At 72.7% G+C, this 9,141-nt stretch carries 11 protein-coding genes; 6 read left to right on the top strand and 5 right to left on the bottom strand.

The window, feature by feature from the left end; genetic code table 11:
• A partial coding sequence (locus KN815_RS39100) for a response regulator (protein ID WP_216346558.1) occupies positions 1 to 218 on the bottom strand: 218 nt, incomplete at its 3' end.
• A gap of 172 nt (positions 219 to 390) precedes the next feature.
• On the opposite strand from KN815_RS39100, the gene KN815_RS39105 reads away from it, so the two are divergent.
• The 3 genes from KN815_RS39105 to KN815_RS39115 all read left to right on the top strand — a co-directional run bounded on the left by KN815_RS39105 (position 391) and on the right by KN815_RS39115 (position 2,303).
• Positions 391 to 978 (top strand): hypothetical protein, encoded by a 588-nt coding sequence (locus KN815_RS39105; RefSeq protein ID WP_216346559.1) that lies wholly within the window; start codon positions 391 to 393, stop codon positions 976 to 978.
• Between the two features lie 152 nt (positions 979 to 1,130).
• Positions 1,131 to 1,835 carry a maltokinase N-terminal cap-like domain-containing protein gene (locus KN815_RS39110; RefSeq protein ID WP_216346560.1) on the top strand — a complete coding sequence of 235 codons (705 nt, stop codon included), beginning with the start codon at positions 1,131 to 1,133 and terminating at the stop codon, positions 1,833 to 1,835.
• A 135-nt stretch (positions 1,836 to 1,970) separates the two neighbouring features.
• Positions 1,971 to 2,303, top strand: coding sequence for a fibronectin type III domain-containing protein (locus KN815_RS39115; RefSeq protein ID WP_253209516.1), 333 nt, complete (start codon positions 1,971 to 1,973; stop codon positions 2,301 to 2,303).
• 184 nt (positions 2,304 to 2,487) lie between these two features.
• Here the strand turns inward: KN815_RS39115 and KN815_RS39120 are convergent, their stop codons facing one another.
• On the bottom strand, positions 2,488 to 2,847 hold the full coding sequence (locus KN815_RS39120; RefSeq protein ID WP_216346561.1) for a cupin domain-containing protein: 360 nt from the start codon (positions 2,845 to 2,847) through the stop codon (positions 2,488 to 2,490).
• Between the two features lie 136 nt (positions 2,848 to 2,983).
• On the opposite strand from KN815_RS39120, the gene cutA reads away from it, so the two are divergent.
• Positions 2,984 to 3,307 (top strand): divalent-cation tolerance protein CutA, encoded by a 324-nt coding sequence (gene cutA, locus KN815_RS39125; RefSeq protein ID WP_020871507.1) that lies wholly within the window; start codon positions 2,984 to 2,986, stop codon positions 3,305 to 3,307.
• A gap of 65 nt (positions 3,308 to 3,372) precedes the next feature.
• Here cutA and KN815_RS39130 read toward each other — a convergent pair whose 3' ends face one another.
• Both KN815_RS39130 and KN815_RS39135 read right to left on the bottom strand, forming a co-directional pair.
• On the bottom strand, positions 3,373 to 4,068 hold the full coding sequence (locus tag KN815_RS39130) for a SanA/YdcF family protein (RefSeq protein ID WP_216346562.1): 696 nt from the start codon (positions 4,066 to 4,068) through the stop codon (positions 3,373 to 3,375).
• A 73-nt stretch (positions 4,069 to 4,141) separates the two neighbouring features.
• A complete protein-coding gene (locus KN815_RS39135; protein ID WP_253209517.1) occupies positions 4,142 to 4,786 on the bottom strand; it encodes a Uma2 family endonuclease in 645 nt (214 codons plus the stop codon).
• A 167-nt stretch (positions 4,787 to 4,953) separates the two neighbouring features.
• Between KN815_RS39135 and KN815_RS39140 the strand changes: the two genes are divergently transcribed.
• Positions 4,954 to 5,940 carry an adenosine deaminase gene (locus tag KN815_RS39140; protein ID WP_216346565.1) on the top strand — a complete coding sequence of 329 codons (987 nt, stop codon included), beginning with the start codon at positions 4,954 to 4,956 and terminating at the stop codon, positions 5,938 to 5,940.
• A gap of 56 nt (positions 5,941 to 5,996) precedes the next feature.
• On the opposite strand, the gene KN815_RS39145 is transcribed toward KN815_RS39140, so the two are convergent.
• Positions 5,997 to 8,252, bottom strand: a complete 2,256-nt coding sequence (locus KN815_RS39145; protein ID WP_216346563.1) for a molybdopterin oxidoreductase family protein — start codon at positions 8,250 to 8,252, stop codon at positions 5,997 to 5,999.
• Between the two features lie 159 nt (positions 8,253 to 8,411).
• Between KN815_RS39145 and KN815_RS39150 the strand changes: the two genes are divergently transcribed.
• The coding region (locus KN815_RS39150) for a sirohydrochlorin chelatase (protein ID WP_372458592.1) at positions 8,412 to 9,141 on the top strand (730 nt) is incomplete at its 3' end.

The raw sequence follows: 9,141 nt of genomic DNA on the forward strand, positions 1-9,141 counted from the left end.
GTCCAGTCGCCCTGCTCGCGCAGCCGAGAGCACACCTGATAGCCGGAGCATCCGGGGAGCATCACATCCAGCACGATCGCCGCGTATCCGCCGGAGCGGGCGAGCGCCAGGCCGCTGAGCCCGTCCGCCGCCGTCTCGATGGTGAAACCCTCCTGCTCCAGGCCCTCGGTGAGCAGTTCGCGGAGCCGGGCGTCGTCTTCCACCACCAGTATGCGCACGCGGTCAGGATGGCATGGGCAAGCTGAGGCCCCGCTGAACCGGCAGCGGTTTCAGCGGGGCCTCAGGCGGTTCAGCGAGGACTCAGCATCGGTGCGCCACGGTGAGTGCGCCGACGGATCAAGGGTCCTTCGGCAGCCAGTTCCACTCCCCGAATCAAGGAGAGCTGTGCCCATGTCTCATTTCCTGCCTCGTGCCACGTCCGCGAAGCGGCGGGGTGTCGTGCTCGCCATGGCGGCCGGTGCCCTGGCGCTGGGTGCCGCGGTCCCCGCCTCGGCGTCGTCCTCCGCTTCCGCCGCCAAGACGAAGCCCAGTGACACGGTCACCTGCCGGGTGGTGCACGGCGCCAAGGGCGTCAAGCCCGCCAAGCCCGCGAAGCCCGCCAAGTCGGTCGAGCTGACCGAGGCGGTCAAGGCCACCGAGGCGGTCAAGGCCGACGGCAAGACGGTCACCGTGGCGCCGAAGGACGGCGCCCGCGGACACGGCGACATCTGCGCCATCCCCGCCATCCCCACCTTGCCGGGCAAGCCCGGCAAGGTGTGCACGATCGTCATCATCGACGGCAAGGCCGGGAGCAAGGACGACGTCTCCGCCGTCCCCGCCCACCCCACGACGCCGACCAAGCCGGGTAAGCCCAGCGAGCCGGCCAAGCCCGGTAAGCCGTCCAAGACCTGCGAGATCGTGAAGGTCGAGAAGGGGCACCGCGCCGACGACCGGTCCGCGGACGCGACGAGCGCGGCGGTCGGGGCGACCCGCTCCTGAACCAACTGGCCGGCCCGTGGGGGGATCGGCCGACGGCCCGGCGCGCATGGCGCGCCGGGCCGTCGCGCGTTCCGCGGGAAGCACACGGCCGTTCCGCGGGAAGCACACGACGGGGCCAGGCGTTCACCCGTCATGTCGATCATAAGACCACGATGAGTCGTACCAAGTTGGAGATCCTGACCCCGTGGCTGCCCGGGCAGCCGTGGTACGCCGCCGCCCGGCGCGCGCCGGAGCTGTCCCGGGCCGGTGGCTTCCGGCTCGACGACCCGGAGGGCGAGGTGGGGATCGAGTTCATGGTGGTGCGGGACGACGCCGGTGACCGGCCCGCCTGGTGCCACGTACCGATGACCTACCGCGCGGCGCCGCTCGCCGGAGCCGAGCAGGCCCTCATCGGCACGACCGAGCACGGGGCGCTGGGGCAGCGGTGGATCTACGACGGGGCGCATGACCCGGTGCTCGTGGGCCAGTTGCTCGCCCTCCTCCAGAGCCGCGCCGAACCGCAGGCGCAGAGCGTGTCCGACACCCCGGACCCGTCCGTCACGGCCGAGGTGACCGGAGCCGGGCTCGATGTCCTGGCCGGGGGCGCGGGGTTTCCGGCCGTCGCGAACGGGCCGGACGGCACCCGTCTGCTGCTGGGCGACGGGGGCCCCGCCCTCCAGGTGACGCGCGTGCTGCGTCCGGAGTCCGGCGCGGAGTCCGGTACGGAGTCCACCGGGGCCCGGGGCGCCCGGGGCCATGTCAGGGCGGGCTGGCGGCTGCCGGAGGTCGGCGAGGCCCGCGGCCGGTACGTCGTGCTGCGACGCGGCGCCCTGACACCCCGAACACCCCTCACCGGGCCGATAGGTCCAATGAATTGACGCACCGGAGGCGAAGTGGGGTGATTCCGCGCCCACTGTATTGACGTGTTCCTCTCGTAGATCCTACCTTTCCCGGGGGCCGTCACAGCCCGCAACAAGGCCGGTGTGAGCGAGGCGTCCCTCCCAGCGGCCCCCGTGACGCCCACCGCTGGCGGCCCCGGCGCCCTGCCCGGCGCCCCCACCGGGGTCAAGGCCAACGCCGATGCCACGGCCGCGACGGTGTCATGGACGCCGCCCAGGGCCGCCGGGGACACGCCTCTCATCGGCTACCGGATCACCCGCTCCGACGGCCGCGTGACCACCGTGACCGGCCGCGACGTCCTGGTCGCCCAGCCCCGGGCCAAGGGCATGCTGCGGGTGATCGGCAATCTGCGCCCATCCACCGCGTACACCTTCTCGCTCGCGGCGGTGACGGCCACCGGCACCGGCCCGTCCGCCGAGGTGTCCGTCACGACCCCGTCCCGATAGGCGCGCGAAAGCTCACGCTACGGGGCGCGAAAGCTCACCTGATCCCCACCGATCCCCACTGATCCCCACTGATCCCCGCGCTGCTCCGCGGACCCGAGCCGGAGGCGAGCCGTGACCGGCTCGCCTCCGGTGGTCCGCTCACCCGGCTCCGGGGCGGGGACAGCGACCAGGCCCCAGGTCGCCGTCAGGCGGTGGCCGCGTCCTCGTAGGGGGTGGGACAGCCCTGCGTGGCGGTCACGGCGGTCAGCAGCACCACCGAGTCCTCCAACGCCCGCAACCCGTGCCGCTCATGCGGCAACTCCTGCACCTGGCCCGCGATGAGATCCATCCGGTCACCGCCGCCGGTCAGCCGTACATGCCCGTGCAGCACCTGGAGACTGGCCGCCGGAGGAGCGTTGTGCTCATCGAGCTCACAGCCGGAGACCATGGCGATCACGCTCTGCCGCAGCGGGCCGTCGTGCAGGAACAGATGTGCGCTGCGCCCGTGCGGATCGGCCTTGGCCTGGTCCAGATGGTGGCGCGCGAGCGCGGTGAGGTCATCCATGAGAGCCCCTCGATCGGTCCGGTCTGATCGTCGGCGGGTTCCCTCAATCCTCACCGGCTAGCGTGGTGGGCGCCAGTTCGCAGCCGCGCGCGGTGTCGGACCGTACGACCGCGCCGTGGAGAGAGGTACCGCAGCAGTGGCCGACTACCTGACCGTACTGACCACCACCGACACCCCCGAGAAGGCCGAGGCGCTGGCCCGCGGGGCGATCGAGGCCCGGCTGGCGGCCTGTGCGCAGATCAGCCAGCCCGTGACATCCGTGTACCGGTGGGAGGGGGAGGTCGAGACGGCGGCCGAATGGCAGGTGCTGTTCAAGACGACCGCCGCGCGCTACGACGAGCTGGAGGCCCATATCCGCGAGGCGCACGACTACGAGACGCCCGAGGTCATCGCGACGCCCATCGTGAACGGCAGCGAGGACTATCTGGCGTGGGTGGTGTCGGAGACGACGATCGGCTGACGGCGACGGGCGACCGGCAATGGGCGACCGGCGGCGGGGGCGGGGGCGAGGGGCGGGGCGACCGCTCAGTGGGAGCCGGAGTCCCCCCGCCCCGCCAGCGCCCGCTCGATCCCCCGCTCCCGTGGCCCCAGGAAGTGCGGATCCGGCTCGAACGCCGCGTCCAGGGCCGCCTTGCCCGCCGCCACGACCTCCCGCGTCCCACCGAAGTACCAGGTCGTATCGTGCGGCTCGTCGACCGCGACCCCGTACGCGTCGATCCCCGCCGCCCCGCACAGCGCCAGCGCCCGCCGCACATGGAACCCCTGGCTCACCAGCACCGCCTTGTGCACCCCGAAGACCCGCCGGGCCCGGCTGCACGAGTCCCAGGTGTCGAACCCCGCGAAGTCGCTCACGATCCGCCGGTCCGGGACCCCGCGCTCGACGAGATAAGCGCGCATCGCGTCCGGTTCGTCGTAGTCATGGCGGCTGTTGTCCCCGGTGACCAGCAGCGCATGGACCCTGCCGTCCTTGTAGAGCCGTACGGCGGCGTCCAGGCGGTGCGCCAGATACGGCGACGGCTCCCCGTTCCACAGCCCCGCCCCGAAGACCACGCCCACCGGGGCCGAGGGCACATCGGCCACCGTATGGATCCGGTCGTCCGTGGTCAGCCGCAGCCAGGTCGCGGGGAGCAGGGCCAGTACGCAGACGAGAACGCACCCCTGCACCAGCCGCCGCCACCCCCGCCGCGTCCGCGGCAACCGCCCCCGCACCCACCCCGGCATGCGCTCCCCCTCCCCGCATCACCGATCCGGTCGCGCTGTGGGACGCGGGAGAGGGGGTGGCGGTTGCGTCGGGTTACTCGGCGGTTTCCTCCTGGTCCTCTTCTGGCTCATCCACGAAATCGGTAGTCTCGAGCTCGAAGCCGAACGGCGCGGGGATGGGCAGCGGCTTACCGAACGGGACCGTCATACGGGCGAGATAGCCGTGGTCTGAAGGGTCCCAGAAGGCCGTGATCTCTTCGGTCTGCATGTCGAGCACGAGGTAGACCGGCACATGGCGACCGTAGACCTCGAGCTTCTCCTGCCAGTCGACATCCCGGGTGGAGACGGACGTGAGCTCGGCGACGAGGGACAGCGCCGCGCCGTCCACATGGCGCGCGTCACCCACGAACGCCTTCAGGTCCGCGACGTGAAGATCCGGGCCGTAGGCGCGCTCGGATGTGGGGAAGCTGAAGAGAAAGGGGGAGGTATCGGCGTCATGGCCCTCGGGGACATGGGGCGCGAGCTGTAGGCGCAGTGACCTCATGTGCCGCTTGTAAAACGGCCTTGACCACGGCGACACGACGATCTTCCCCCTGATGAGCTCGGCCTTGTAGCCGTCCGGTGTGTCCAGTTCCTCCGTGGTCCGGAGCAGTTCCTCGAACTCAGTGCGGGGCCCCTTGCGGGGCTCCTCGGCATCCGGTGTTTCTGTGGTCATCGGCCGCTCCAATATCGCGGTCACCGTGTCCTCCATCTGCTACGGAGCGTACTGTCTCGCTCACCGTAGCGACGGCCTCCCGGTGGTATCCGTCTTCCGTTCGCATTACCCCCACAAGGGTGATGCATCCGCTCCCGCATAGCCTTGACCAGTCATTCCGCACCACCGAGGACCAGCAGGTGATCCCCTCCATGCCCCCGATCCCCACCGCAGAGCTCCATCTCCACATCGAGGGCACCCTGGAGCCCGATCTGGCCTTCGCGCTCGCCGAGCGCAATGGGGTCGAGCTGCCGTACGCCACCCAGGAGGAGCTGCGGGCCGCGTACTCCTTCAGCGACCTCCAGGACTTCCTGAACCTCTACTACGCGCTGATGACCGTGCTGCGCACCGAGGACGACTTCGCCGACCTCACCAACGCGTATCTCGCCCGCGCCCGTGCGCAGGGTGTGCGCCATGCCGAGATCTTCTTCGACCCGCAGGCGCACACCGCGCGCGGCGTCGAGATCGACACGGTCATCCGCGGGATCGCCCGCGCGCTGGACGCGGCGCCGCGGACGTACGGCATCACCACCCGCCTGATCATGTGCTTCCTGCGCGACGAGAGCGCCGAGTCGGCCCTGGAGACCTTCGAGGCGGCCCGCCCCCACCTGGACCGGATCGCCGCCGTCGGCCTGGACTCGGCGGAGGTCGGGAATCCGCCGTCGAAGTTCCGCGAGGTGTACGCGCTCGCGCGGGAGGCCGGGCTGAAGTGCGTCGCGCACGCGGGGGAGGAGGGGCCGCCCGCGTATGTGTGGGAGGCGCTGGACATCCTCGGCGTGGACCGCGTCGACCACGGGGTGCGCTGCCTGGAGGACGAGACACTGGTGGCCCGGCTGGTCGCGGACCGGACCCCGCTGACCGTCTGCCCCCTGTCCAACGTCCGGCTGCGCGTCGTGGACCGCCTGGCGGACCATCCGCTGCCCGCGATGCTGGACGCCGGTCTGCTGGTGACGGTCAACTCCGACGACCCCGCCTACTTCGGCGGCTACGTGGGCGACAACTACACCGCCGTACGGGACGCGCTCGGCCTCGACGAGACGACCCTGCGCACCCTGGCCCGCAACTCCTTCGAGGCCGCCTTCCTGGACGAGGAGACGCGGGCGGCGTACCTGAAGGAGGTCGACGGCTGGACCCGCTGAGCCCCGCTGTACCCCGCTGAGCCCCGCTGAGCCCCGGGGCGGTCAGCCCTCGGCCCTCAGCCCTCGGCCAGCTCCAGCCGCACCGCGCACACCTTGAACTCCGGCATCCGCGACACCGGATCCAGCGCCGGGTTCGTCACCGTGTTGGCCCGCCCCGGCCCCGCCCAGTGGAACGGCATGAACACCGTGTCCGGCCGGATGTCCCGGCTGATCCGGGCCGGGGCAACGGCCCGGCCACGCCGGGAGACCACCGCGACCGGCACGCCCTCGGCCGCCCCCAGCCGCTCGGCGAGCAGCGGGTGGAGCTGGACGTAGGGGCCGGGCGCGGCCTCGTTGAGCTCGGCGACCCGCCGGGTCTGGGCGCCGGACTGGTACTGGGCCAGTACCCGGCCCGTCGTCAGCAGTACGGGATACGCGGCGTCCGGCTCCTCGGCGGCCGGGCGATGGCTCACGGGGGCGAAGCGGGCCCGCCCGTCGTCGGTGGCGAACCGGTCGAGGAAGAGCCGTGGCGTACCGGGGTGCGGGCCGACTCTCTCCGCGCCTGCCGCGTGGGTCCCCTCCGCGTCCGTACGGCCGGTCCCCTCCGCGCGCTCCGGGCAGGGCCAGAACACCCCGTCCTCCTCCTCGATCCTCCGGTACGTGATGCCCGAGTAGTCCGCCGGGCCGCCGGCCGAGGCCCGCCGCAGTTCCTCGAAGACCTCCTCCGCGTCGGCCGGGAACCCCTTCTCCCAGCCGAGCCGGGCCGCGAGCCCGCTCAGCACCCACAGATCCGTCCGGACGCCCGGCGGCGGGGTCAGCGCCGCCCGGCGGAGGACGACCCTGCCCTCCAGGTTGGTCATGGTCCCGGTCTCCTCGGCCCACTGGGCCACCGGCAGGACGACATCGGCGAGCGCGGCGGTCTCCGAGAGCACGACATCGGCGACGGCCAGGAAGTCCAGCGACCGCAGCCGGGACTCCACATGGGCCGCGCGCGGGGCGGAGACCAGCGGGTTGGAGCCCATCAGCAGCAGCGCCCGGACGTCCCGCCCGAGCGCGTCCAGGAGTTCGTACGCGCTGCGCCCCGGCCCGGGGAGGGCGTCGGGCTCGACGCCCCATACGGCCGCCACATGGGCGCGCGCGGCCGGGTCGGCCAGCTTGCGGTAGCCGGGAAGCTGATCGGCCTTCTGGCCGTGTTCGCGACCGCCCTGGCCGTTGCCCTGGCCGGTCAGGCAGCCGTAACCGGACAGCGGGCGGCCCGCGCGGCCGGTGGCCAGACACAGGTTGATCCACGCGCCGACGGTGTCGGTGCCCTTGGACTGCTGCTCGGGGCCCCGGGCGGTCAGCACCATCGCGTTCTCGGCGTCGCAGAACATCGTGACCGCCTTACGGAGCTCAGGAACGGGGACGCCCGTGATCCGCTCCACCAGCTCCGGCCAGTGGGCCATCGCGGCGGCCCGCGCCTCGGGCCAGCCGCTGGTGCGCCGTTCGACGAACTCCTCGTCCACCCGGCCCTCCGCGACGACCAGATGCAGCAGCCCCAGCGCGAGCGCGAGATCGGTGCCGGGCCGCGGCGCCAGATGCAGATCCGCCTGCTCCGCCGTACGGGTGCGCCGGGGATCGACCACGATCAGCCGGCCGCCCGCCGCCTTCAGCTCGGTCAGATAGCGCAGCGCGGGTGGCATGGTCTCGGCCAGGTTCGAGCCGACGAGGACGACGCAGCCGGTGCGGGCCACGTCCGCCAGCGGGAACGGCAGCCCGCGGTCAAGACCGAAGGCCCGCTGATGGGCGGCGGCGGCCGAGGACATGCAGAACCGGCCGTTGTAGTCGATCTGCGAGGTGCCGAGCACCACCCGGGCGAACTTCCCCAGCGCGTACGCCTTCTCATTCGTCAGCCCGCCGCCCCCGAAGACCCCCACCGCGTCGCGGCCATGCGCCCGGCCGGTCGCCGCCAGGCCCTCGGCGGTCCGGTCGAGGGCCTCCTCCCAGGTGGCCGGTTCGAGCCGACCGGAGTCAGGGCGGCGGACCAGCGGCTCGGTCAGACGCACCCGGGAGGAGAGCACGGCGGGCGCGGTGCGGCCCTTACCGCAGAGCGCGCCGCGGTTGACGGGGAAGGCGGTGCGCTCGATGACCTCGACACCGCCTGGCCCGTCGCCCGTCCCCTTGTCGGGAGGCAGCCTGTCGGGAGGCAGCCTGTCGAGAGGCAGCTTGTCGAGAGGCAGCGCGCGCAGCGTCATCCCGCACTGGAGCGAACAGTAAGGGCAGTGCGTGTCGACGGGGGCGGGGCCGGGAGCGGGATCGGGGGCGGGGGAGTGCTCCCCGGGAACGTGCGCCATGCAAGGAGCGTGCTACGGCCGTGTTACGGCCCGCGTCGCCCCGGATTACGCCCGCGGGAAGCGGACCTCAGCACGGGGCCCGGCGGCCGGTGAAATCGGCGCAACCACCCGTCACGGCGGCGCAACGGCGGTGCAATCCGGCGCTGCCAGGCTCTGGCCATGACGCCTCACTCCGGTTCTTCCGGCCCCGACGGCACGGCCGATATCGACAGTACGGCGGACTTCGACAGCGCATCGCGGCTGATGACCCGGTTCACCGCACAGCTCACCACCCAGCTCGACCGGCTGGGCCACGGCCGCCGCTCTGGCGGCCACCCCGGCAGCCGCCACGACGCCCGCCGGAGCGGCCGCGACCGCCCGCCGACGCTCGTCGCCGTCGCCCACGGCAGCCGGGACCCCGAGGCGCTGCGCACCGTGACCGCACTCCTGGACCGCGTCCGCGCGCTCCGCCCCGGACTCCCCGTACGCCTCGGCCATATCGAGCTCAACCAGCCGCTGCTGACCGACACGCTGGCCGCGCTGCGCGGTGAGGCCGTGCTCGTCCCGCTGCTCCTGAGCCGCGGCCACCACACCAAACAAGACATCCCGGACGCCGTCGCCGCCGCGCCCCACCTCACCGTCCGGATCGCCGCCCCGCTCGGCCCGGACCCGCTGCTCGCCGAGGCGCTGCACGCACGGCTGGCGGAGGCAGGCCACCGGGCCGCGGCACCGCACGGGGCGGGCGCGGCGGCTCCGTACGAAATGGGCGCGGCGGCTGCGTACGGGACAGGCGTCGCGGAGGTCGCGGCTCCGTACGGGGTGGGCGTGGCAGGCGTCGCGGCTTCGCACGGGACAGGCGTACCGGCTCCGTCCCGGGCGGGCGTCGTCCTGGCCGCGGCGGGCTCCCGCG

Origin of the sequence: Streptomyces niphimycinicus (assembly GCF_018883605.1) — a bacterium.
GTDB lineage: Bacteria > Actinomycetota > Actinomycetes > Streptomycetales > Streptomycetaceae > Streptomyces > Streptomyces niphimycinicus.

Coding starts and splice junctions, on each gene's coding strand:
- KN815_RS39145 (WP_216346563.1), bottom strand. CDS start 8,252: ATGGCGCACGTTCCCGGGGAGCACTCCCCCGCCCCCGATCCCGCTCCC.
- KN815_RS39120 (WP_216346561.1), bottom strand. CDS start 2,847: ATGGATGACCTCACCGCGCTCGCGCGCCACCATCTGGACCAGGCCAAG.
- KN815_RS39140 (WP_216346565.1), top strand. CDS start 4,954: ATGCCCCCGATCCCCACCGCAGAGCTCCATCTCCACATCGAGGGCACC.
- KN815_RS39130 (WP_216346562.1), bottom strand. CDS start 4,068: ATGCCGGGGTGGGTGCGGGGGCGGTTGCCGCGGACGCGGCGGGGGTGG.
- KN815_RS39110 (WP_216346560.1), top strand. CDS start 1,131: ATGAGTCGTACCAAGTTGGAGATCCTGACCCCGTGGCTGCCCGGGCAG.
- KN815_RS39105 (WP_216346559.1), top strand. CDS start 391: ATGTCTCATTTCCTGCCTCGTGCCACGTCCGCGAAGCGGCGGGGTGTC.